Source organism: Prochlorococcus marinus str. MIT 9515, assembly GCF_000015665.1.
Taxonomy (GTDB): domain Bacteria; phylum Cyanobacteriota; class Cyanobacteriia; order PCC-6307; family Cyanobiaceae; genus Prochlorococcus_A; species Prochlorococcus_A marinus_P.
The window spans coordinates 491,726-516,025 of record NC_008817.1 but is presented as its reverse complement, the minus strand read 5'-3'; the positions used below and the strand labels follow the sequence as shown (position 1 = coordinate 516,025).

Sequence of the window (24,300 nt, the reverse complement as noted above, 5' to 3'; positions counted from 1 at the left end):
AAATGGAGAAAACATTTTTTTTTGAAAATATCAACATTTTAATGGGCCCCAATACAAAGGCATATAAAGATAGTTTGTTAATTATTGATGGAAAAATAGAAGCATTTGGTGATGAAGCTAAAAAACGAGCCTTAAAAAAAAATATTGAGAGTTCTAAATCTGGTAATAAATTAGTTGCCCCGCTGCTGGTCGATATTCACTCATTTTTAAAAGATCCATTAACAGGTTCTAATGATAACTTAGAAATATTAAAGTCTAGAGCAAAAAAATCAGGTTTTGGGGCAATTGCCTTTCTTCCAAACAGTGACAATTGGAGAGATAAGCCTGAAAAAATACCCTTTCAGAATAATAATTCTTTCGATCTAAATATTTATTTTTGGGGAAGTTTTAGTTTAGGTGATGAAGGAATAAATCTTTCTCCTCATGATGAACTTTTAAAATCAGGTTCAATAGGTCTCTGCACAAGAAATTTTTTTGATTCTCCAATAATTTTCAAAGGCCTGTCTCTTGATACAGTCAATTCATCTCCAATAATATTTTCATTAACAAAAAAAAATTCAGTTCAAAAAGGAATTGTTAATAAAGATCTTAAATCACTTCAATCGGGGTTTTACGTTATTGATAATAATAATGAACTTTCTGAAGTTAAGAACATCTTAGAACTCAAGAACCTTTTTCAAAGTAAAAATATAATAATTAAAAATATCTCAGATTCAAATTCTCTTAAAGAAATTGAAAAGCAAAAAATTCCAATTTCAACAACCATTAGTTGGTGGAGCTTAATAGCAGATACAAATAATTTGGAGTTAGATGATCTTGGTTGGAAAGTAGATCCTCCATTGGGCTCTCAGGAAAATAGAGAATTTTTAATAAAAGGTTTAGAAAAAGATTTAATTCAGGCTATTGCAGTAAACTCAATTGGATTTAATGATGAAAATACCTTTATCCCAATAAATGATAGGTCCGTTGGAATAAGCTCTTTTGAATTGGTTTTACCATTATTGTGGAAAGAATTTATTATCAAAAGAGATTGGCCGATCTCAAAGCTATGGAATTATTTAAGTTTTAATTCCTCTAATTTATTAAATATAAATCAAGAGAAATTATCTCTAGGCAGTAAAAGATGGCTTATATTTGACCCTGATACAAAATGGGTGAATAGTCAAAAAAATTTAGGATATGATTCCCCCTCAAATTTTCCTAAGAAGAATGAATTAATTAAAGGGAAAGTGATCGAGGTTGGTCTTGATTTCTAAAAAAACCAAAATTGTTTAAAGGCCAAAACCTAAAATAGGCTTTCCCAATAATTTCTTTTTTATGAAGAAATTTCCCTCCAGGCCAATACCTTCCATCCCAGCTATTTGATCTATTATCACCTAGTACCAAAAAATGATCCTTTGGTACTCTCAAACTTTTAAATCCTCCGCAATTATTAAAATAGGACTCGGAACAGAAATTGGTAACATATGGCTCAAAAATTTTTTTATTATTTATTGTTACCTCACCCTTAACATTTACACTTACTAATTCTCCAGGCAAAGCTACTACTCTCTTTATATATGCATCACAAGCCTGATCTCTAAATCCAGGGATGAATGACATGGGAGGAAAACTCATAAAAAAACAATACCTTTTATTTGGCAAAGGATTTGATCGTGACATAACAAGTTTTTCATCGAAAGAAAAAGGTGATTTAAAAACAACAATATCTCCTCGTTGAGGTAATTTCTTTTTTAAAGAAATTTTTTCAATAATCAATCTATCGTTTATTTGTAATTCAGGTAGCATTGAACCTGATGGAATGTAACGCGGTTCTGCTATAAAAGATCTGCAAGAAGAAACCAAAAAAGTCAAACAAAGTAGTGGTCCCCATTCAAGAAGTTTGTTTTTATAGGATGAATTCATAAAATTTATTTAATTTTAAAATTAAAGCTCTATTTGAAATTGGCGGCATATTCAGACTCATTGAATCCAAGTATTAATTCACTTTCGTTAATAATTAAAAATGGTCTTTTTATTAATTTTCCATCATTTGATAATAGTTCAATAATTTTCTTTTTTGTTAAGTCAAAAATATCAAAATCAATTAATTTAAAACTCTTACCTCTTGTATTAAATATTTTTTTAATATCAAACGAAAATTGTATTAAAGCAATTTCTAAAAATTTTTTTGAAGGAGGTTCTTTAACTATATCTATAAATTTATAGTTTATATTATTTTGATCAAGCCATTTTGATGCTTTTCTGCATGTTGAACATTTTGGATAGCTATAAAAAATTACTTTTTTCAATTTATTTAACTATTGATGATTTTTTTAGAACTTTAAAGGTTTTCTTTTTTGAAGATGTACATTTTCTTAAAAGTTCCTCAATCACTTCAAAATCTCTCCAACCATCTATTTGAACTGTTCTTCCGTCTAAACCTTTACTTGTTCTAAAAAATTCTGCGACATCTTCTAATTGATTAGGAGCTATTTGATTAATACTAGTTATATTATCTTGTCTTGGATTAGCTACAGGAACGCATAAAAGTTTGCCATCATAATGCCCACAATCATGCATATCTAAAACTCCTATAGGTCTTGCTTTAATTAAACAACCTGCAAATGTTGGTTCATCCATTATTACCATTGCATCAAGCGGAGCCCCGTCATCAGCAAGTGTATTTGGAATAAAACCATAATCAAAGGGGTACCTTACTGAAGAATGTAAAATTCTATCAAGTGCCATAATTCCAGCTTGAGAACAATATTCGTATTTATTCCTGCTCCCAGCTGGTATTTCAACCACTAAATTTACTATACCCTTCGTTGGAGATGGAGGTATCAAACTAAGATCCATCTTTTTTAATTAAGTGAAAAGAAGTAATCTCATTTCCTTGAGATAAAGGTCTACCAAGCAAAATACTTATTGAAGGCAATAAAATTGTAAGAAAAGCAATCATGATCCCAAGAAAAGATATAGAGAGGCTCCTCATACTTAAGGGGTCATCATCATCATCCCTTATTAATTCACTTGGAGTATTAATAAGAGAGGAGTTTTCGCTTAATTTACCTTCGACAAACTTCTTTGAATTTGAGTATTTCAAGAGTTTTACTTGCTAAAAGTTGAGTATTAAACTTAACAAATTTAATTTTACAATTAAAAAGTAAATAAATCAAAATGTATTTTAAAAAATTAAATTTTAAACTAATTTTTTTCGAGTAACGATCTAATACTTTTTAATTCTTCAAGTATTTGTGAAAGTATATTTTGAGCAGCAGAAGATGGAGAATTAAAAACTTCTACAGTCACTTCTTTAATTCTTAAAATATCTTTTGCAAATCTGGCAATTTCATTTGGGTGAAAACGTAATGGATCTTTTTGATCCGTTCTATATTCTGGGTTTAATTTTCTTGGGTTGAAACTAGGATTTAAATTCCTTAGATCTGTATTTGTGTATCTGTAAACAGAGGCTCTTGATCGGTTAAGGAATTTTTGAACTTCATCAATACCAACTAATTCTTCTGAACTAGAAATATTGGAATCTATATTGTCCATAACTTTATTAAAAATGCCTTCAAGGTTAATGAAATTACCTAAAAATTTTAAGTTTTATTATTGAAGAAAGTAGCAGAAAGGCTCAATCTAAACTACCTGCCTTCAGGGACTCAAGATACTTTAAATTTTTTTTACGACTTAATTGATAAAATTAAACATAATTACAAATTTATTTATATGCGCGTCACCACCTCCTTTCCTCTGGGGACGCTTCGTGATACTCCTTCTGAAGCAGAAATTATTTCTCATCAATTACTTTTAAAAGGGGGTTATATTCGCAGAGTAAATAGTGGAATATATGCATACATGCCGATAATGCTCAAAGTAATTGAAAAAATATCGAACATAATTGAAAAAGAACTAAATAATAATGGCTGTTCAAAATTACTTTTACCCCAACTCCACCCAGCAGAGTTATGGAAAAGGAGTGAAAGATGGGAAGGTTATACAGCCGGGGAAGGAATAATGTTTAATCTCAAGGATAGGCAAGGGAAAGAATTTGGCTTGGCACCAACACATGAAGAAGTAATTACAAATATTGCATCAGAAATTATTAATTCATATAAGCAGCTACCTTTATGTTTCTACCAAATACAAACAAAATTTAGAGATGAGATAAGGCCACGATTTGGGTTGATGAGGAGTAGGGAATTCATAATGAAGGATGGTTATTCTTTTCACTCTTCAAAAGAAGATTTGTCATCTTTTTATGAAAAAATGGAAAGATCATATGAAAATATTTTTAAAAATTGTGGATTAGATACAGTTGGAGTAGATGCAGATAGTGGAGCTATTGGAGGGGCCGCATCTAAAGAATTCATGGTAACAGCAGATGCCGGCGAAGATTATATTTTATTTACTGAAAGTGGTTCTTATGCAGCTAATATTGAAAAAGCCATTTCTTTACCTTCAAAAGAGATTCCTTTAAAAAGTTTTGAAACTGAATGGTTAGAAACACCTAATCAAAAATCAATTGTTGATATATGTAAGGAAAATGATTTGGATGCTAGCCAAATAGTTAAAGTCGTTATATTCGTCGCTAAATTTGAAAACAAGTCCCAACTTCCAATCCTCACATGTATAAGAGGAGATCAACATATAAATGAAATTAAACTTTTTAATTTGATTAGCAAAAAATATAGTTCAAACTTGATTAGCCTAGAAATAATTGAAGACAATGCAACTATTGAAAAAAATCTAACCAATTTTCCATTAGGTTACATTGGACCAGACATTAATGATGAAGTAATAAAAAATAGTTCAAGTTGGGACAAAAGTTGGATAAGAATCGCTGATCACTCTGCCAATAATCTTTCAAGTTTTGTAAGTGGTAGCAATAAAGTTAATTTTCATAAAGTATTCCAAACATTTTCATTCATTGATAATCAATTCCTAATCTCAGATATAAGGAATGCAAAAAAAGGAGATCGTATTAGCCTTGAAAGTAATGAAGAGTTAAAAGAAAAAAGAGGTATTGAAATTGGACATATTTTTCAATTAGGTCAAAAATATAGCGAGAAATTGAATGCAAAATTCTCTGACAAGGATGGTAAATTGAAAAATTTATGGATGGGTTGTTATGGAATTGGCGTTACAAGAATCGCTCAAGCAGCTATTGAACAGAATCATGATGAAAATGGTATTTCTTGGCCAATTCAAATTTCTCCCTTTGAGATTTTAATTATTCCAACTAATTTAAAAGATCCATATCAAACAAAACTTACTGAAGAGATTTACAAGGAGTTTGAAAGCAAAAAAATTGATGTGTTACTTGACGACCGAGATGTTAGAGCAGGAGTTAAGTTCAAAGATGCGGATTTAATTGGTATTCCTTTTCAAATAATTATTGGCAGAGATTCGATCAATAAAGAAGTAGAATTTATATGCAGATCAAGCAAAAGAAAAATTAAGATTTCTTCACAGAATTTGTTAGAAAAATTTATTTCCGAATCAAAAATACTGTACAATGAAAATTCTTAAAGCTAAATTTTATTCGGAGTAAAGTTATGTTAGTTAAAGAAAAGCCTTTATTATTTCCTGATTTTTTTGCAAAAGTTATATCTTTTACCATTTGTTTATCTATTTTTTTCACATTATTTAATTCCCCTTCATATGCAGCAAAGACATCTATGACTGGGGATTACACTCAAGATACAATATCTGTCGTTAAAACTTTACAAATTGCAGTTGACACACCAAAAGATTCTCCTAATAAGAACGAGGTTAGAGATGAATCACTTGCTCTAATAACTGACTATATTTCAAGATATAGAAATAGGGGTATGGTTAATAAAACTCAATCATTTACAACAATGCAGACAGCATTAAATGCTATGGCTGGTCATTACAAGAATTTTGCAACAAGGCCTCTACCGGATAAACTTAAAGAGCGTTTAACTAAGGAATTCTCACTTGCCGAAAAAATGGTTCTCAGAGAAAGTTAATACAAATGATTTACTTTTTTAGAGTTATACAAGAATTTTGAATATATTATATATTCGTACAAAAATAATGCTTTTTTAAAATTGGCTAATGTTGTTGTTATCGGAGCTCAATGGGGTGACGAAGGAAAAGGTAAAATAACCGATTTATTAAGTCGATCAGCAGATGTTGTTGTTCGATATCAAGGAGGTGTGAATGCTGGGCACACCATTGTTGTCGATGATAAGGTATTAAAGTTACATTTAATTCCCTCTGGAATACTTTATGAAGACACTACCTGTTTGATTGGATCAGGAACAGTAGTTGACCCAAAGATATTGCTTAAAGAAATAGATATGTTAATTGAGAATGGAATAGATATTTCGGGACTAAAAATTTCATCTACTTCGCATGTAACAATGCCTTACCATCGTTTATTAGATGAAGCTATGGAAGCAGATAGAGGTTCAAATAAAATAGGAACAACGGGGAGAGGAATTGGCCCAACATATGCTGATAAATCACAGAGAAATGGGATTCGAATAAGAGACTTACTCAATGAAGATAGATTAAAAGATGTTTTAGAGATCCCACTTAAAGAAAAAAATGGAGTACTTGAAAAGATATATGGCATTAGACCTCTTTGTAAAGATGAAATAATTAAAGAATATCTAGATTATGGGAAGAGGTTATCTAAGCATGTAGTTGACTGTACGAGAACTATTCACTCAGCCGCGAAAAATAAGCAAAACATTCTATTTGAAGGAGCACAGGGAACATTACTTGACTTAGATCATGGAACATATCCTTTTGTAACCTCATCGAATCCTATATCTGGAGGAGCATGTATCGGAGCTGGAGTTGGGCCAACGCTTATAGATAGGGTTATAGGAGTGGCAAAGGCATATACTACTAGAGTTGGGGAGGGGCCATTCGTTACAGAATTACAAGGAAGTATTAATGATCAACTTTGCGATAGAGGAAGTGAGTTTGGAACCACCACAGGAAGAAGAAGAAGATGTGGATGGTTTGATGGAGTTATTGGTAAGTATGCTGTTTATGTAAATGGTCTTGACTGTTTAGCAGTAACAAAACTAGACGTCCTAGATGAGTTAGATGAAATTCAAGTCTGTATTGCCTATGAATTGGATGGAAAAGAAATAGATTATTTCCCCACAAATTCTGATGACTTAAAAAAATGCAAACCAATATTTAAAAAATTAAAAGGCTGGCAATGTTCTACCGCTAACTGCCGAAAACTATCTGATCTGCCTGAAAATGCAATGAATTACCTAAGATTTCTTGCTGAATTAATGGAAGTACCAATTGCTATCGTTTCATTAGGTGCCAATAGAGATCAAACTATAGTGATTGAAGATCCTATCCACGGTCCGAAGAGAGCTCTTCTAAGATAATCAAAAAATTTTTAAATTAAATGAAAGAAAAAAATAAAAATTTTGATCAAAAAAAAGGTATTGATCTTATTGGTTTGGGAAACGCAATCGTAGATATTATCGTAAATGTTAACGATAATTTTCTCGAGATAAATGATCTTAAAAAAGGATCTATGAATCTTATCAACTCTAATGAATCTGAAACTTTGTTAAAAAATTGCACAGTAATTAAAAAAATATCAGGAGGTTCTTCTGCTAACACTGTCGTATGCCTGGCTGAGTTAGGGAATAATGTTCAATTTATTGGAAGAGTGAAGAATGATAATTTTGGAAATTTCTTCTCTATTGATATTAAAAAAAGTAATACTATTTTTAACACCCCGCCAATAGAAAAAGGACCATCAAGTGCACATTCAATAATTTTTATAACTCCAGATGCTCAAAGAACTATGTGTACATATCTAGGAGCATCTATTGAGTTTGAGCCTAAAGATGTTGATTATAATTTAATTAAAGAAAGCAAATATTTATACTTAGAAGGATACTTATGGGATAGTGATCTAGCCAAAAAAGCCTTTCTTAAAGCTTCTAAGCTTGCCAAAGAATCAGATACAAAAATAATACTTTCATTATCGGACTCTTTTTGTGTAGATAGGCACAGAGAAAGTTTCTTAGAATTAATTGATAACTATGTAGATATAGTTTTTTGTAATGAATCTGAAGTATTGAGTCTATTTGAAGAAAATAATTTACAAAGCTGTCAAAAATCTATTTCCTCAATTTGCGAATTAGTGATAATTACTTTAGGCAGTAAAGGCTCTTTAATTATCAATAACGGTAAGCTTGAAGAAATAAATCCCAAAATATTAGGAAAGATTATTGATACAACAGGTGCGGGAGATCTTTATGCTGGTGGATTTATTCATGGATTAATTAATAACTATCCTACAAAGAAGTGTGGAGAATTAGGTTCAATTTGCGCTGGTCATATAATTACTCAGCTAGGTTCTAGATCTAATATTAATCTCAAAAATTTATTACAAGAACACTCATTTTAAGCAAGATTTGTTTATCCAATTCATATAATTTTTTTCAGATTTAAATTTTTTATAAACGATTTGGGGCAAATCATAAGACAGCATCTTTCGTAAGAAAACTATCAAATCATTTTTCAATTCCAGTTTACTTTTTATTGTAATCTCAACCTCATTAACCTCCACAACTTTTCCTTCCCATTCATAAATTGAATTAATATCTTTTAAGGAGACACATGCTGCAAGTTTTTTTTTGATTAATAACTTAGCAATTTTTTTAGCTGATTTTTTATTTAGTTCAGTTGATATCACGAGTAAGACTGGCTTCATCCTAAAGTATTAATTTTTAGTTATTTGGTTTATCAACTCATCATAATCAAAAAACAGTAGCGGATTTTTAAATTTTAGTTTTGGCCTTTTAACTAAAAATAAATTGATATCACTTCCATAAACAATTGCCTCCCAATTCATTTGTGCATAACTTCCAGAATCTCTACAAAGTATATAATCTATGTCCCAATGATCACAAAGTTTTTTTTCTAAAATATTTCCTTTTTTTTTACTAGGTTCAAGTATTGCTATGTTTGAATTTTTAATACATGAGGCAAAAGCTTTAGATATACTCTCATATGTTGGAATTACTCTTGTAAATACATTTGCACCGCATTCTAAATAATAACTTGCAGTATCATTTAGTAATCTAGATCCTATTGCTAACAGAATATTTTTATTTACTAGACCTTGCCGCTTTATATCTTTTAAACCATTTATATAGTTAAAGTTTTTGGAATGTTTTATTTCCGATTTCCTTTCAAAAGCCAAAAGAGGCTTTTTGATTTTTTTGCATGCTTCATTTAAATTTTTAGAAATTATTAAGGCAAATGGGTGAGTTGCATCTATTACATAATTAATTTTATTTTTTTCAATAAAATCTATAATTTCTCTCGAATCATTTAATTTTCCTGTAATGATGTGTAACTTTGAATTTTCAGAGTAAGACATACTCGCTTTATGGGTGACAACACTTACAAATACTACATAATCCAGTTTTAAAAGTTTGTTAACGATGGCTGGTCCATCTGAAGTTCCTGAAAGGATCCACACATTTTCGTGGCAATTTTCTGAATTGTGCATCAAGATGTCTTTAATTAAATAGAAAGTTCATGAATCATTGTTTAATTCAAGCTGTAATAAATAGCTCTCCTCAGATGAGATACACCAAAGATAATAAAACACCCATTGCTGAAATGACTGTTATTTTCAAAGGATTACGCAATGAGGATCCATCCAGAGAATTAAAAGTTTTAGGTTGGGGCAATATTGCGCAAGAAATGGTGAGCGAATTAAAAGAAGGTCAAAACATAGTTATTGAAGGACGTCTTAGAATGAACTCAATAACCAGACAAGATGGCACTAAAGAAAAGCAGCCTGAACTTACAGCTTCTAGAATTCATAATATAAGTCCAGCAGGACAAATAACCTCAGAGGGAAAAGAAACTAATATTTCTCGAACCAAAGATAGCAATTCTTCTGAAGAGAAATCTGGAAATACAGAAAATACGCAATGGAATAGTTCTCCTCTAGTACCTGAAGTTGACGAAATACCCTTTTAAAATCAAGTATCAATATTTGATTCTTGAACACGTATAATGAGTTTGCTTATTTTTCTTTCGAGATCAGCAAGTTCACTCCTAATCTCAGACCATTTTCCTTTATCAAGATTCTCCAACAACCATGATCTTTCTTGATCAAGTTTTAAAATTAAATCTTCTTGATTTGTAGAATTATGATCTTGCATAATATTCAATAACTTTTCTAATAAAACAAAATGAAGAAATACCTATCTCCTGCAAACATAATAACAGTCGCAGGAGGAGTTTTGGCTTTTATTGGGATGACAGCCTACTTTACTGACTCAGTTAATCTAAGCGTGCCAACATTCTTTTATGGAGTTCCAATTTTGCTAATTGGACTTGGCTTGAAAACTTCTGAAATACCTCCAGTTAAATTAATAAATAGAAACGATTTCAAGGCAAATAGATTTAATAGACCAAAAGAATTAACCGAATTAGTTAGAGATGTAACTAGATGGAGGTATGGAATAAAAGCGCATCTTGAATCTTCTCTAGAGGCATTAAATTTATGGAATGAAGATAATCCACCCCAACTAAAAGAGATTGAAGAAATTTCAAAAGAGGAAAAAAATGGCTTTAAGATGCGTTTTGAAATCAATGATGTTCCCTTTGAAAAATGGATTGAGAAACAAGAGAGATTAAATAGGTTTTTCGTCAAAGGGCTTGAATCAGAATTTATTATCAACGATAATAAAAAGGAATTCGATTTGATTTTCTTTTATTAAATATTGGAATATATTTAGGAAAATTCAATTAATTAATTAAATCAAATTTCAATATTCTTGTCATTATGGATGATTCTCTAAGAGTATCAATATTAAGCGAGGCACTTCCATACATACAAAGTTTTTCAGGTAGAAAAATTGTTGTTAAGTATGGTGGTTCCATTATGGAAGATGAAAAATTAAAAAAAGCTTTCTTCCGAGATATTGCTCTTTTATCAAGTGTTGGTGTATGTCCAGTAGTTATACATGGGGGTGGTCCCGAAATCAATCGATGGCTTAGCAAATTAGAAATATCTCCAAAATTTGAGAAGGGGCTAAGAGTTACAGATGATAAAACAATGGAAATAGTTGAGATGGTGCTTATGGGAAGAGTAAATAAACAGATTGTGAGAGGAATCAACAAAACAGGCTCATTAGCTGTAGGTATTTCAGGACTCGATGGGAACTTAATTCAGTCGAGAGAATTAGGAGATGGGAGTCATGGATTAGTTGGAGAAGTCACACAAATCAACCCTGAATTATTAGAACCTCTTATTGCGAAAGGATATATTCCTGTCATATCAAGTATTGGCTCTACAACAGATGGCATTTCCCATAACATCAATGCAGATTTCGTTGCAGGTGAACTTGCTGCTGCAATAAATGCCGAAAAACTTATTCTTCTAACTGATACTCCGGGGATACTAAAAGAAAGAAATAACCCAAATAGTCTCGCAAAACAAATCAACCTAAAAGAAGCCAGAAAATTTATTGAAAAGAATATTGTTTCTAATGGGATGCTCCCAAAAACCGAATGTTGTATTAGAGCCTTAGCTCAAGGAGTAAGAGCTGCTCACATAATTGATGGAAGAATTGAGCATTCATTACTTCTAGAAATTTTCACAAACTCAGGGATTGGAACAATGATTAATGCTTGATAATGGATTCATACAAGCAAGTTGTTGAGACAGCAGAGTTTGCTCTTATTAAAGGTGAATATAGTTTCTGTATTGAATATTTATACCCAATAATCGAATCTTACCCTCCCTCAAGTAAAGAAGGAGTTAATTTACGAACAATAATGATAACAGCCTTATCTGGAATTAATAAAAAGGAAGAGGCAAAAATATTTTGTAAGGAACTTTTAAAATCTCATGATTTTAAAGTGAGAGATAATGCAAAGTATTTAATGGAAATCATCGATTCTCCTGAAATCAAGAAACCTGATAATTGGAATATTACCATTGAAAGTAATTCCAACTTAAACAAAACATCTCTTACTTCTATAAAACCGAATAAAAATAAAAAGGAAAAAAAGTTTATAAACATCTCAAATATTCCAACAGGTGAAACAAAACCATTTCAGAAAGGATTTCTATTTATCATTTCTTTTTTATTATTATTACTAATTCCTCTTTTAAGCGGCTGCGTTAAAATTGATGACACCCTAGATCTTAGTGAGATTGACTCAATTAATAATAGTTTCGAAATTGAAAGCAAATATATTAAAAAATTTCCTTGGCAAATAAATTTCGAACAGAAAGTCAAAGAAATTTTTCCTGATGCTGAAATATCAGAAGGAAATTTAGATTTTTCTTTTACAAATAAAAATCTAAATATCGAAACAGCTCAAGAAACCCTTTACAAAATAGAAAAAACAGCGAGTACATTATTAGGAGAATCAACTGATCTAAAAATTAATAGTGTTGAAAATAATTTTTTCTTTTTTAAAAAATATATTTATAGTATAGATTTTGATCTTCATAATCTTTTATATGTTGATGATTTAGAACTAACTTTGAATATTATTAACCCAAATAGAGTTAGAGTTCGTGACCTAGATGAAAATAAGGTGGAATTATCTAAAAATTTTATAAAATGGCAATTAATCCCTGGAGAATTAAATAGCCTGGAGTTCACATTTTGGATTTGGAACAAATTATTTTTAGGGTTTTTACTTATCTTAGTATCGATATTACTTACTTATTTAATAAGATTTTATAGATACCAGATAGGTTCTAACTTTCCAGAACTTCCTTCCAATTAGCTATAGCTCTACCGGATTCAGATCAAGTGATAAAAAGACATTTTTGGGAATTAATTGCCATAATTTAGCCCTATCTGGCAAAGGGACTTCCGAGTTTTCTGGACCATGCATTAATATTTGCCACCTAAATTTATTCCCAACTTTTGCAATTAAACTTGGAGCAGGACCAATTACCGTCCACTTATCTCCTTGACAAAAACTCATCAAATATTTTGCCAGCTCAGCTGCAGTATTTTCAGTACATTCATAGTTCTTTCCAGAAACTTTAAAAAGGCATACATTGCAAAAAGGAAATAGTTTTGCATCTTTTCTTAAGATAGAGCTTTCAGCTAAAAAACCCTCATAATTTCTATTTTTGAGATAACAGAGGACAGGATGACTTGGTTTATATGTTTGAAAAACAACCTTTCCTGTTTTATCAGCTCTACCTGCTCTGCCTGCTAATTGTAGAAATAATTGTAATGATTTTTCTTCTGAAGAAATGTCTGGACGATGAAGAAGTCCATCTGCAGCAATAACCACAGAAAGAGTAACATTGGGAATATCAATCCCTTTTGCTAACATTTGAGTTCCTACAAGAATATCCGCATTCCCATTAGAAAACATTGAAAGGATATTTCTATGACCATCTTTACCTGAGGTAGTGTCTCTATCAAAACGAAGTACCCTCAATTCGGGGAATTCATTATTCAAGAACTCAATAACTCTTTGAGTTCCTATCCCAAAAGGCTTAAAGGCATTTGATTTACAATCTGGACAAGAGTAAATAAGTTTTGCTTTATGGTCACACCAGTGACAGCTAAGCCACTGTTTACCTTTTGATCCCATATGAACGGATAAAGGTACATCACAATTAGGGCAATTGATTATAAATCCACAATTTCTACAACTTAGAAAACCGTTATAACCTCTTCTAGGAATCAAAATTATTGCTTGTTCTTGATTCTCTTTAAGCTTAGAAATTAATTCTAATAATTCGCTGCAAAAAATTTTTGTATTTCCCTTTTTAAATTCACTACGCATATCAACAACTTTAATTTCGGGTATTTCTGTAGTAGATATTCTTTCCTTCATTCTTATTAACCTTATTTTTTTTTCATAAACAACCCTTTTCCAAGTTCTCATTGAAGGAGTTGCACTTCCAAAAATTAGCTTAGTTGGATTTCTTTTTACTCTTTCAAGGGCAACATCTCTCGCATCGTAACAAGGCATTGGACTATCTTGCTTATAGGAAACATCATGTTCTTCATCCATCACTATTAAGCCTAAATTCCGAATAGGAAGGAATACTGCAGATCTTGTCCCTACAACAATAACGGGTTCATCTTCATCTATTATTTTTTCCCAAACTAAAGTCCTATGCCTTGAAGAACAATTACTGTGATACTCAATGACCTCACTTTGAAATCTTTTACTAAATCTATCAATAAGTTGAGGAATCAAGCCAATTTCCGGAGCCAATATTAAACAGCTCTTTTTATTAAGTAGTTGATCTTCAGCCATTCTCATATAAACTTCTGTTTTGCCAGAACCTGTTTCTCCCCAGAGCAAACAGACCTCTCCAGGTTGCATCTCTTGCATTTCCACATATACTTTTTTTTGCTCCTGTGTAAGATTTGGTTTTTTAATTGAAATACAATCATTTTTAAAAGAACTTAATTTGGTATTAAATATTTTTTTTCGTTTAGTCTTTATCAAAAGTTTTTTACTAATCATTAAATTTATAAGTTTTGAATTAAAACCAAACTTAATTAATTCGCTTTGCCATTTCCCTTTAAGACCTAGAAAATTTATTAATGAAAGTTCTCTCTTATTTAATTCATAATTCCTGAAGTGAAAATTAGGTTGTAATTTAATCCATATTTGATATCTATATTTTTGAGATATTTTTTTATGTTTTCCAATCCATCCCGGAGGAAAAGCTGTTTTAAACATTTTTAAGTTGCTTACTCGATAAGATAAAGCTAAAGTCTCCAGCCATTCTCTCCACCAGTCTTGAATCACTTTTTTTTGCACAATACCTTCTATAGACAAATATCTAAACCTAGATTCTTCATCAAAATCTTTTCCATTTTTATCCCTTTTTAAGAAAGGGTTTCTAGCAATCGTTAATCCATTTAATAATCTTCCTTTAAGTTTTACTGAAACAATATCACCAACTTCTACTCCGAGATTATTACCGTCTAAATAAGAGAAACTATTACTATGACTACCTATATCAAGCAAGACCTCAAACTTAAAAGAGGTATTTGATAAATTATTACTTGCCGTCATCAAAACTTTTTCTTAGTATTGGATTGTTGAACATTCCACAAAGTGTTTTTGCACATTGTAAGTATCCTGTTCTTAAGGGAGACATGAAGCTTTGATCATTGAGTGAAAATTCAAAAAATGATCTGCCAGTCTGAGAAATCCCAAGACTTTTTACTTTAGGTAATCTATAACACTATTTAATTTTTTCAACAATTTAAAAAAAACTTTATCTATTCACAATTTTTGTGAGTTAGTTCTTCTAAGTCCTTAAGGCAAATTTTTACTACTAATTGTATAAAATTGCCCTAATTAAAATTTTACCTAGTTAAATTCACCGTAGAAAGGAGTCCATTATGTGTCCAGTTGCAGCAAAATCAAAAAACTCTAGTCCTAGCTCTAAGAAAAAAACTAATAAAAAAATTAATTCAAATTTAAAAACCGGTCAAGAAGAAGAGAAAATTACTACAAATCTAGATCCTGTTAAGAACTCGCAACAAAATTCTTTGAAGGATAAAGAAATTATCGAGAATAATGAAGAATTTAGTGGTTCTGATGAAGAGGCTAAAGCTCTTGGGAACATAAAGCTAGGACCAAAAGGTATTTATACAGAGGATTCTATAAGAGTTTATCTTCAGGAAATTGGAAGAATAAGACTATTAAGACCCGATGAAGAAATTGAACTTGCTAGAAAAATAGCTGATCTACTCCAACTTGAAGAGTTAGCTACACAATTCGAGTCTGAGAAGGGACATTTCCCTTCAGTCAGAGAATGGGCTGAATTAATAGACATGCCTCTTTCAAAATTCAGAAGAAGACTTCTCTTAGGTAGAAGAGCTAAAGAGAAGATGGTTCAATCTAATTTAAGATTAGTTGTCTCCATAGCTAAGAAATACATGAATAGAGGGTTATCTTTTCAAGATCTAATTCAAGAAGGAAGCTTAGGTTTAATAAGGGCTGCAGAAAAATTTGATCATGAAAAAGGTTATAAATTCTCTACTTATGCAACTTGGTGGATTCGTCAAGCGATAACGAGAGCCATAGCAGATCAAAGTAGAACTATCAGATTGCCTGTTCACTTATATGAGACGATTTCTAGGATAAAAAAAACAACAAAAGTTCTTAGTCAAGAATTCGGAAGAAAACCTAGTGAAGAAGAGATAGCTGAGAGTATGGAGATGACAATTGAGAAATTAAGATTTATAGCTAAAAGTGCTCAGCTTCCAATTTCTCTAGAGACTCCTATTGGTAAAGAAGAGGATTCAAGGCTTGGAGACTTTATTGAGGCTGATATTGAGAACCCAGAACAAGATGTATCCAAAACCTTATTGAGAGAAGATTTGGAGGGAGTTTTAGCGACTCTTAGTCCAAGAGAGAGGGATGTCCTTAGATTGCGATATGGAATTGATGACGGAAGAATGAAAACTCTTGAAGAGATAGGGCAAATATTTGATGTTACAAGGGAAAGAATTAGACAGATAGAAGCAAAAGCACTGAGAAAGCTAAGACATCCAAACAGAAATGGGGTTTTAAAGGAATATATTAAATAAGAAAGTTAAATATAATTTTCAGCTTTGTAAAGTTGCCAAAAATTATCTTAAGATAAATTCGACTTTATCTTAAACCTATTTAAACTTATCATTTAATGACTAAATTAAAATTAAAGATAGCTAGTAGAAGAAGTAAATTAGCAATGGTTCAAACATTATGGGTTAAAGAGCAATTAGAAAAAAATATTCCTAACTTGGAAGTATCCATAGAGTCCATGGCAACACAAGGGGATAAAATTCTCGATGTGGCATTAGCAAAAATAGGAGATAAAGGACTTTTTACAAAAGAACTTGAAGCTCAAATGCTCATTGGTAAAGCGGACATTGCGGTGCATTCTTTAAAAGATTTGCCAACCAACTTACCTGACGGACTAAAATTAGGATGTATAACAAAAAGAGAAGATCCTTCTGATGCTCTAGTAGTTAATAAAAAAAATGAAATTTATCAATTAGAGAGTCTTCCCGCGGGTTCAATTGTTGGAACTAGTTCTCTTAGGAGACTGGCTCAATTAAGGTACAAATTCCCATATCTTAATTTCAAAGACATCAGGGGAAATGTTATTACAAGAATAGAAAAGTTAGATTCCGGAGAATTTGATTGTATTATTCTTGCTGCAGCGGGTTTAAAAAGATTGGGATTTGAATCAAGAATACACCAAATTATTCCTAACGAGATTTCCCTCCATGCAGTTGGGCAAGGGGCTTTAGGAATAGAATGTAAATCTGAGGATAAAGAAGTTCTAAAAATTATAAGTGTCTTAGAAGATAAGGCCTCAAGCCAAAAATGTTTAGCAGAGAGATCTTTTTTAAGAGAACTTGAAGGTGGATGTCAAGTTCCAATTGGAGTTAATAGTAGTATTCAAAATGATGAAATATGCCTAAAAGGAATGGTCGCATCTATTGATGGGAAAAAACTTATTAAGGATGAATCAAGTGGAAATGTTAAATATCCAGAGGAAGTTGGTAAAAAACTAGCTGAAAAGCTGAAACTTCAAGGAGCAGATAAAATTCTCTCGGAAATATTTGAACAATTTAGGGATAAATAATCTTTTATTAATCAACCAATTTAGGTTCAATTTCTTTGTGATATCTAGATTCACAATCTTGAATTACTTTTACAGCTTCCTCAATTCCATAAAATCCATTAACTCTACATGTTCCGGGTTTTTTTAGATCCTTATAATGTTCCCAATAATACTTGGTCTCTTTAAGCCAATGTTCTCCAAGATCTTTAAAAGTATTAATATGATCCATTCTCTTATCATCTGCTAGAACAGCAATTACCTTATCATCAACTTCTCCTCCATCATCAAATTTCATAACTCCAATTATCCTTGATTCCACGATTGAACCAGGTACTAATGGTTCTGTTACTCCAACTATTTCAATATCAAGAGGATCGCCATCCTCATCCCAAGTTCTTGGAATACAGCCATAAGCAAAAGGATATGCAAGAGAGGAATAACCAACTCTATCAAGTTTCAAATGTCCAGTTTCTGTAATTAGCTCATATTTATTTATGGTATTAGAATTCAATTCGACAATTGTATTAACTACTGATTTTTTACTGTCTGTAAAAGCATCTAAAATATGCAATAAATTAGGAGTAACTCTGCTAGGAGGTTGATTAAGGTTTGCCATCAAAAAATTATTTTTATTTATCCTACATCCTTACACTCAATCACAATCTATAAAGTAAATTTTTAGCAAAAATCTTTTAACTTCGATTTTAAATGATTAACAAAATAACTTGATGTTAATTCTTCTCCTGTCACATTTCTCACTAACTCCATAGAGTTAAGAGATCTTCCATATTTATGGATATTATTTTTTAACCAAAAGATTATTTTTTCATATTCTCCATCTTCAACTAAATTATCAATTAATCCTATTTCCTTTTCCATTTTTGAAGATATTTGCGCACTTATAATATGTCCTAATAAATATGAAGGGAAATATCCAAAAGCACCTTCACTCCAATGAACATCTTGAAGACAACCTTCTGCATCATTAGATGGCTTAATACCTAATAATTCTTCATATCTTTTATTCCATTCTGATGGAATATCTTTTGCATTTAGATCTCCTTCAATCAAATCTATTTCTAATTCAGTTCTAATTAAAATATGCAACCCATAACTTAATTCATCTGCCTCAACTCTGTTTAAGCCTGCTTGCAAATGATTAATAGATTTCCAAAGTTCTGAATGATTATTCAAAGAACAACCTTCAGAAACAAAATGCCTGAAAAACCTTTTTGAAAAAGATTTTGATTTAACTATCCTATTTTCCCAAAACAATGATTGACTTTCATGTACACCCATTGATGTTGCTTGACCTAAAGGCCATGCAAACCATTGATGACTTTGAGAAGGCAAACCCTGTTCATAAATCGAATGTCCCCACTCATGAGCAGTAGCCAGAAAACTAGAGAATGGTTCACCTTCAACAATTCTTGTAGTAATCCTGTAATCATTTGGACCTAAGGTTATAGAAAAAGGATGGGGAGATTTTGCAACTACGACTATATCTTTATCTCTCCCAAACTCATCAAGTAATTTAGAGCACAAATTTTGCTGAGATTTGGGACTTAAATCCCAGTGATATTTTTCTCCTTTCTTGAGATCACTTAATAAAGACGGGATAATTTCTTTAAGTGGCATGAAAATATTATTTAACCACTCTAGGGTTATTTCAGGTTCAAATGGTTGAGCTAAAGTTTCCCAATTTGTATATTTTTCAGAGATTTGGTTTGCTTCTTCAATACGTAATTTGATCAAATCATCAAAATATGGCAAGAAAATTTTAAAATCTGATTTGTATTTAGCTTCTTGCCAACTTTCATAACCTTTTGATTTAGCCTTAGCGAGAGATTCAACTAATTTAGGATCTAAATTATTTTGCCTATTAAACTCTTTGGTTAATAATTCAAGATTCTTTTTTTTACTTTGAATAATTTCTTGACTCGATAATGTTTCCAGGGAACTAACAAATTCATCTTCAGCACTTTTTATTAAATCTGAAAACTCTTCTGAGGAATTTCTTTTATGAAGTTTCTTGGCAATGTAGGTAAGTTGTTCAGATCTCCAAGAGGCTCCTTTCTTGGGCATCCCTGTATTTTGATCCCAATATAATGTACTCTGTATTGAGCCTAATATTTGAGTTTCTTTTAGATAAGCACCTAGCTTATTCCATTCAGTTTCAGCCAAAAATATTTATATTATTAGTAAATATCTTAGAACAAAATTTTTGAAGAAAGTGTAAAAATTTTAAAACTATATGCATAATAGAATATTAATTATATGGAATTTAAATATTTATGGAACAAATTTTTTCAAAATTAATCTTTAAAACTAATGGAGAGGGGTTAACTGATATTACTCACAATTTAAATTTATTTATACAAAAAAGTAACTTCCAATCAGGTATTTTAAATTTAACATCACTTCATACCAGTTGTAGTTTAACTATAAATGAGAATGCTGATCCAAATGTTTTAAAGGACTTAAAAAAATTCATGAAAAGTATAGTCCCTAACAATTGCTATACCTCCTTATCGAAAGAAAGAAAGGAAATATACTATGAACATTTTCAGGAAGGAGAGGACGATATGCCAGCTCATATTAAAACAGCTTTAACTAATACTAATTTGTCTTTAAGTTTTCAAGAAGGTGAAATCATACTTGGCACTTGGCAAGCTATTTATTTATGGGAACATCGATTTAGTAAAAAAGAAAGAATTATAAGTGTTCATATTATTGGTTCAAAAAGTTAAAATATCTATAATGATATTCAGCAATATTAAATATAAATGAAACCACACCTTCTACAAAATGAGGAATTAAAAGAACTAATTGCCAAAATACCCGGATGGGAAATCATCTCAAATCACTTAGAAAGAGAGTTTAATTTTGGTGACTTTATAGAAGCTTTTTCCTTTATGACAAAGATTGCTTTAATTTGTGAAAAATATAATCATCATCCCAATTGGGAAAATGTCTATTCGAAAGTAATTATTAAACTAAGTACACATGATTTAGGAGGTATTACAAATTTAGATCAGAAAATTGCTTCGGAAATTAATGAAATTTTCGAAAAATAATTTAATATAGAATTACTTTATTCTTTCAAAAGATCATAATTTAAATGATTGAAAAATTGATACCTGTAACCATTATTAGTGGATTCTTGGGATCAGGGAAAACTACGCTTCTTAATCATATTTTAAAAAATCAAGTTGGTATTAAAACTGCTGTTTTAGTTAATGAATTTGGAGAGATAGGAATTGATAATGAATTAATTATCAAAACTGCTGAAGATATGATTGAGTTAAATAACGGATGCATTTGTTGCACAATAAATGGAGAATTATTAAACACTGTTTCTAAGATATTAGAAAGGCCTGAAAAAATAGATTATTTAATTGTTGAGACTACTGGCCTTGCAGATCCACTACCCGTGGCAATGACTTTTGCAGGAGGGGATCTAAGAGAAAAAGTAAGATTAGATTCTATCATTACTTTAATTGACGCCGATAACTTTGATTTTGATATAAAAAATTCTAGTGTTGCTTATTCTCAAATTTTATACGGTGATATCTTACTACTGAATAAATGCGATTTAGTAACTGATGCACAGTTAAATAAGATTGAAAAATACATTAATGGGATAAAAAAAGAGCCAAGAATTTTGAGGGCGATAAATAGTGAAGTGGGATTGCAAACGATAATAAGTGTGGGACTTTTTGAAACAGATACTTTTCAATTTAATGAGAAGATGAAGAAAAATATAGATTTGAATGATCACTCTTCCCACTCTCATGATCACTCTTCCCACTCTCATGATCACTCTTCCCATTCTCATGATCACTCTTCCCATTCTCATGATCACTCTTCCCATTCTCATGATTTAATTAATAATATAGAGGGATTTACTTCAGTTTCTTTTAAGACGATTGAACCATTTTCTTTAAGGAAGTTTCAAAATTTCTTAGATAATCAAATCTCTCAAAATGTTTTTAGAGCAAAAGGAATTTTATGGTTTGTAGAAAGCGAACGAAAACACATTTTTCATTTATCAGGTAAACGTTTTTCACTTGACGATTATGAGTGGGAAAATGAAAAATTAAATAAAATTGTTCTCATAGGAAAAAATTTAGATCATCAAACTATTAAGAATCAACTTGATTCTTGTAGATTTAATTCGAGAGACGAAGCATAATAAAGTTTTAATTTAATTTTTGAAAATTATTATTAAACATACAAAAAAATTATTAACCTATTTAAAACCTTTAGATATTGCATCTTTAATTGTTGCAGTTGTAGTTATAATTCCAATTTTTAATTTCTTGATTGAAGGCATAGGTTATGTTTTAGGAGGAAATTTTTCTTTAGGATTTTCAGGTAGAAAAGAAATATTTGGCACATTGAAACTTTTAATCCTAACTAGTTTTTTTGGAGGTGGGTTAGGAACCTTAAATGGATGGTTACTCTCAAATTGTGAATTTAGATTAAGGAAAAATCTTCGTATTTTTCAACTAATTCCACTGGCAACTCCAGCATATTTGATTACTGCAGTTTTACAGGATTTAGGAAGTATTTTGGGATATCAAATAACTGGTTTATGGTGGGGAGTTCTTATACTTTCTATTACTACTTATCCTTATGTTTTCATACTTGCCAATGAAAGTTTTAATAAATTTGGAGTTAATCAAATTAATGCTAGTAGAGGTTTAGGAATTGGACCATGGGGTAGTTTTTTTAAAATTGCACTCCCAATGGCATTGCCTGCATTGACAACTGGAATCAGCCTTATGTGTATGGAAGTTATGAATGAGCTGGGAACAGTTGAGTTATTAAATATCCCAAGTATTTCTAAAGGTATAACAGAGAACTGGATTATTGAGGGGAATCCTAAGAGTGATATTGGATTATCATTAGTTGCCCTATTGATAGTATTTGCTTTAATTTTGTTTGAAAAATTCTCAAGAAAGAAAACAAAGCGTTGGAGTGAAAATCCTGCATCATTAGATTCGCTTGGATGGGAATTAAGAGGATATAGATCTTACTTAGCAGTATTAGTAACTTTATTTCCTCCATTGTTTTCGATTGGGCTTCCATTTTCATGGTTTCTACTAAATATTGATCAGTTAAAAAAAGGATTTACGACAGAATTACTTTCTCTAACCTTGAGAACTGTTAGCCTCGGAATAATTGCTGCATTATTAACATTATTTTTCTCTCTAATATTTACACTAGCTAATCGTCAAAGTAAGAGCTTACTAACTAAATTCATAACATTCCCTGCAGGGATAGGATATGCAATACCAGGTACAGTATTAGCGATATCATTAATAACTATTTCTAATACAAAGTTCCATTTTATAGCTTTATGTCTTCTGATCTGGGGTTATATAGTTCGATTTTTGACTATTTCAAAAGGAACTCTTGATTCTGGGTTTGAGAGAATATCTCCTAGTCTTGATGAGGCTGCAAAGGGCTTAGGCTCTAATTGGCTTGATGTTATTAAAAAGATACATCTTCCCTTATTAAAAGGACCAATATTTGTTGGTTCACTTTTAGTGTTCGTAGATACAATTAAGGAATTGCCAATTACATTTATTCTCAGACCATTCGACTTTGATACATTATCCGTAAGGATATATCAATATGCTGGAGATGAGCGAATGGCTGAAGCACTATTACCAGCACTCTTCATAACGATTGTGGGTTTAATTGCATCGAGTACATTGATTCCAAGTTTAGAAAAAAAGAATTAAATTCTTTTTAAAAGTTTTCTAAATAAGAAAGGGAGGCCTAATAATAAATCTGCCGAAGTAGATATCAATCTAAAATAAATTAAACTTACAAAGATTGGATTTTGTGGAATGTTTTTCCCAACAAAAAAAAGGAAACAAGATTCAAAGACACCGATCCCTCCAGGAGCAGTTGGAACTACTAAACCTATAGCCCAAGACATACAAAAAATTACTAATAAATAGAAAATATTATATTGCTGCTCAAAATTTACTATGTAAAGGCAAATAATAAATCCAATAAATTTTGATAAAACAAAAAGAGTTTCAAAAAAAAAGGCTTTGGAAGGGAAGAAAGAAATTATTTTTATTCTTTCATTAAATTGATACTTGGCATTTTTAATTTTCAAAACGCTAATTGTCTTAGTTTTTAAGGTTTCTAACCTTCGTAAAATTAGATAGATTAATTTTTTATTGAGAAATAGCAATGGTAATAGTAATAAAAAATAAAATGGGGAAAAAATTATTCCGACCGAAGCCAAGAGAAAAGATGAACACAACATAAAATAAGGTTCAATAAGTGAAGTGTAGAAAGCCAATTGAGGATTACTAATATCTTTTAAAAAGCTATATCTTTCAAAAAAATGCCAAATACCACCCGGAACATATTTAAGAATATTCGTAATGGCATAAAAGGAAATTAAATTATTTTTTGTCTTAGTTTTACCAAACCAAATAACTATATTTTTCCAAGCTAGTGCGTTAAAAAAAATGCTTAATATACAAAGCAAAAATGATAACAATATATAGTTAGCGTTTCTAGCGAAATCTACATTGAATGAAATTTGATCAAAATTTTTAAAAAAATAAATACAGAAATAAGATAAACTCAAAAGAAAAAAAAGGTTCTTAAGCATCTCAAAATTAATATTCTTAAGAACCTTAATCAAAAAATCTTTTTGCATCTTAAAT

The 24,300-nt window shown here is 30.8% G+C and carries 27 protein-coding genes; 15 read left to right on the top strand and 12 right to left on the bottom strand.

Annotation, left to right across the window (positions count from 1 at the left end; all coding sequences use genetic code 11):
• Window positions 1-2 precede the first annotated feature (2 nt).
• A complete protein-coding gene (locus tag P9515_RS02865) occupies window positions 3-1,256 on the top strand; it encodes a dihydroorotase (protein ID WP_011819894.1) in 1,254 nt (417 codons plus the stop codon).
• On the opposite strand, the gene lepB is transcribed toward P9515_RS02865, so the two are convergent.
• The 5 genes from lepB to P9515_RS02840 form a co-directional block, all read right to left on the bottom strand.
• Window positions 1,219-1,905: a signal peptidase I gene (gene lepB / locus P9515_RS02860; protein ID WP_041710562.1), complete on the bottom strand. Its 687-nt coding sequence runs from the start codon at window positions 1,903-1,905 to the stop codon at window positions 1,219-1,221. The two genes, P9515_RS02865 and lepB, sit on opposite strands and share 38 nt — an antisense overlap.
• 29 nt (window positions 1,906-1,934) lie before the next feature.
• Window positions 1,935-2,291 (bottom strand): Spx/MgsR family RNA polymerase-binding regulatory protein, encoded by a 357-nt coding sequence (locus P9515_RS02855; RefSeq protein WP_011819892.1) that lies wholly within the window; start codon window positions 2,289-2,291, stop codon window positions 1,935-1,937.
• A gap of 1 nt (window position 2,292) precedes the next feature.
• Window positions 2,293-2,841, bottom strand: a complete 549-nt coding sequence (locus P9515_RS02850) for an inorganic diphosphatase (RefSeq protein ID WP_011819891.1) — start codon at window positions 2,839-2,841, stop codon at window positions 2,293-2,295.
• Window positions 2,831-3,088 (bottom strand): hypothetical protein, encoded by a 258-nt coding sequence (locus tag P9515_RS02845; protein WP_011819890.1) that lies wholly within the window; start codon window positions 3,086-3,088, stop codon window positions 2,831-2,833. Before P9515_RS02845 ends, P9515_RS02850 begins: the two co-directional genes overlap by 11 nt.
• Window positions 3,089-3,189: 101 nt before the next feature.
• A complete protein-coding gene (locus P9515_RS02840; RefSeq protein WP_011819889.1) occupies window positions 3,190-3,540 on the bottom strand; it encodes a hypothetical protein in 351 nt (116 codons plus the stop codon).
• 177 nt (window positions 3,541-3,717) lie between these two features.
• Here P9515_RS02840 and P9515_RS02835 point away from each other — a divergent pair, with 177 nt between their 5' ends.
• From P9515_RS02835 to P9515_RS02820, 4 genes are all read left to right on the top strand, one after another.
• On the top strand, window positions 3,718-5,520 hold the full coding sequence (locus P9515_RS02835; RefSeq protein ID WP_011819888.1) for a proline--tRNA ligase: 1,803 nt from the start codon (window positions 3,718-3,720) through the stop codon (window positions 5,518-5,520).
• Between the two features lie 26 nt (window positions 5,521-5,546).
• Window positions 5,547-5,984, top strand: a complete 438-nt coding sequence (psb27, locus tag P9515_RS02830) for a photosystem II protein Psb27 (protein WP_011819887.1) — start codon at window positions 5,547-5,549, stop codon at window positions 5,982-5,984.
• An 81-nt stretch (window positions 5,985-6,065) separates the two neighbouring features.
• Complete coding sequence (locus P9515_RS02825) at window positions 6,066-7,376, top strand: adenylosuccinate synthase (protein WP_011819886.1); 1,311 nt, start codon at window positions 6,066-6,068, stop codon at window positions 7,374-7,376.
• A 20-nt stretch (window positions 7,377-7,396) separates the two neighbouring features.
• A complete protein-coding gene (locus P9515_RS02820; RefSeq protein ID WP_011819885.1) occupies window positions 7,397-8,413 on the top strand; it encodes an adenosine kinase in 1,017 nt (338 codons plus the stop codon).
• Here the strand turns inward: P9515_RS02820 and cutA are convergent.
• Complete coding sequence (cutA, locus tag P9515_RS02815; protein ID WP_263969691.1) at window positions 8,405-8,701, bottom strand: divalent cation tolerance protein CutA; 297 nt, start codon at window positions 8,699-8,701, stop codon at window positions 8,405-8,407. The genes P9515_RS02820 and cutA overlap by 9 nt on opposite strands.
• Window positions 8,702-8,728: 27 nt before the next feature.
• On the bottom strand, window positions 8,729-9,523 hold the full coding sequence (locus P9515_RS02810; protein WP_011819883.1) for a precorrin-6A/cobalt-precorrin-6A reductase: 795 nt from the start codon (window positions 9,521-9,523) through the stop codon (window positions 8,729-8,731).
• Between the two features lie 29 nt (window positions 9,524-9,552).
• Here P9515_RS02810 and P9515_RS02805 point away from each other — a divergent pair, with 29 nt between their 5' ends.
• Entirely contained in the window at window positions 9,553-10,002 is a 450-nt protein-coding gene (locus P9515_RS02805) for a single-stranded DNA-binding protein (RefSeq protein ID WP_011819882.1), read from the top strand.
• Window positions 10,003-10,004: 2 nt separating this feature from the next.
• Here the strand turns inward: P9515_RS02805 and P9515_RS02800 are convergent, their stop codons facing one another.
• Entirely contained in the window at window positions 10,005-10,187 is a 183-nt protein-coding gene (locus P9515_RS02800; RefSeq protein ID WP_011819881.1) for a hypothetical protein, read from the bottom strand.
• Between the two features lie 30 nt (window positions 10,188-10,217).
• On the opposite strand from P9515_RS02800, the gene P9515_RS02795 reads away from it, so the two are divergent.
• From P9515_RS02795 to P9515_RS02785, 3 genes are all read left to right on the top strand, one after another.
• On the top strand, window positions 10,218-10,748 hold the full coding sequence (locus P9515_RS02795) for a DUF2854 domain-containing protein (RefSeq protein WP_011819880.1): 531 nt from the start codon (window positions 10,218-10,220) through the stop codon (window positions 10,746-10,748).
• Between the two features lie 65 nt (window positions 10,749-10,813).
• Window positions 10,814-11,665: an acetylglutamate kinase gene (gene argB, locus P9515_RS02790; RefSeq protein WP_011819879.1), complete on the top strand. Its 852-nt coding sequence runs from the start codon at window positions 10,814-10,816 to the stop codon at window positions 11,663-11,665.
• 2 nt (window positions 11,666-11,667) lie between these two features.
• Window positions 11,668-12,774, top strand: coding sequence for a DUF3153 domain-containing protein (locus P9515_RS02785; RefSeq protein WP_011819878.1), 1,107 nt, complete (start codon window positions 11,668-11,670; stop codon window positions 12,772-12,774).
• Here P9515_RS02785 and priA read toward each other — a convergent pair whose 3' ends face one another.
• The gene (gene priA / locus P9515_RS02780; RefSeq protein WP_144038776.1) at window positions 12,775-15,051 is read right to left on the bottom strand and encodes a replication restart helicase PriA; all 2,277 of its coding nucleotides are present in this window, start codon (window positions 15,049-15,051) and stop codon (window positions 12,775-12,777) included.
• A gap of 329 nt (window positions 15,052-15,380) precedes the next feature.
• Here priA and rpoD point away from each other — a divergent pair, with 329 nt between their 5' ends.
• Together rpoD and hemC are read left to right on the top strand one after the other, a co-directional pair.
• Entirely contained in the window at window positions 15,381-16,574 is a 1,194-nt protein-coding gene (rpoD, locus tag P9515_RS02775) for an RNA polymerase sigma factor RpoD (protein WP_011819876.1), read from the top strand.
• A gap of 95 nt (window positions 16,575-16,669) precedes the next feature.
• Complete coding sequence (hemC, locus tag P9515_RS02770; RefSeq protein WP_011819875.1) at window positions 16,670-17,620, top strand: hydroxymethylbilane synthase; 951 nt, start codon at window positions 16,670-16,672, stop codon at window positions 17,618-17,620.
• Window positions 17,621-17,627: 7 nt separating this feature from the next.
• On the opposite strand, the gene P9515_RS02765 is transcribed toward hemC, so the two are convergent.
• Both P9515_RS02765 and P9515_RS02760 read right to left on the bottom strand, forming a co-directional pair.
• Entirely contained in the window at window positions 17,628-18,215 is a 588-nt protein-coding gene (locus P9515_RS02765) for an inorganic diphosphatase (RefSeq protein WP_011819874.1), read from the bottom strand.
• A gap of 62 nt (window positions 18,216-18,277) precedes the next feature.
• Complete coding sequence (locus P9515_RS02760) at window positions 18,278-19,783, bottom strand: carboxypeptidase M32 (RefSeq protein ID WP_011819873.1); 1,506 nt, start codon at window positions 19,781-19,783, stop codon at window positions 18,278-18,280.
• 110 nt (window positions 19,784-19,893) lie between these two features.
• On the opposite strand from P9515_RS02760, the gene P9515_RS02755 reads away from it, so the two are divergent.
• The 4 genes from P9515_RS02755 to P9515_RS02740 are packed head-to-tail and all read left to right on the top strand — an operon-like array spanning window position 19,894 to window position 23,352.
• A complete protein-coding gene (locus P9515_RS02755; protein WP_011819872.1) occupies window positions 19,894-20,349 on the top strand; it encodes a secondary thiamine-phosphate synthase enzyme YjbQ in 456 nt (151 codons plus the stop codon).
• Between the two features lie 36 nt (window positions 20,350-20,385).
• Window positions 20,386-20,676 (top strand): 4a-hydroxytetrahydrobiopterin dehydratase, encoded by a 291-nt coding sequence (locus tag P9515_RS02750; RefSeq protein WP_011819871.1) that lies wholly within the window; start codon window positions 20,386-20,388, stop codon window positions 20,674-20,676.
• A gap of 44 nt (window positions 20,677-20,720) precedes the next feature.
• Window positions 20,721-21,794 (top strand): CobW family GTP-binding protein, encoded by a 1,074-nt coding sequence (locus P9515_RS02745; RefSeq protein ID WP_011819870.1) that lies wholly within the window; start codon window positions 20,721-20,723, stop codon window positions 21,792-21,794.
• A gap of 19 nt (window positions 21,795-21,813) precedes the next feature.
• On the top strand, window positions 21,814-23,352 hold the full coding sequence (locus P9515_RS02740) for an ABC transporter permease (protein ID WP_011819869.1): 1,539 nt from the start codon (window positions 21,814-21,816) through the stop codon (window positions 23,350-23,352).
• Here P9515_RS02740 and P9515_RS02735 read toward each other — a convergent pair.
• Window positions 23,349-24,293: a lysylphosphatidylglycerol synthase domain-containing protein gene (locus P9515_RS02735; RefSeq protein WP_041710698.1), complete on the bottom strand. Its 945-nt coding sequence runs from the start codon at window positions 24,291-24,293 to the stop codon at window positions 23,349-23,351. The genes P9515_RS02740 and P9515_RS02735 overlap by 4 nt on opposite strands.
• Between the last annotated feature and the right edge of the window lie 7 nt (window positions 24,294-24,300).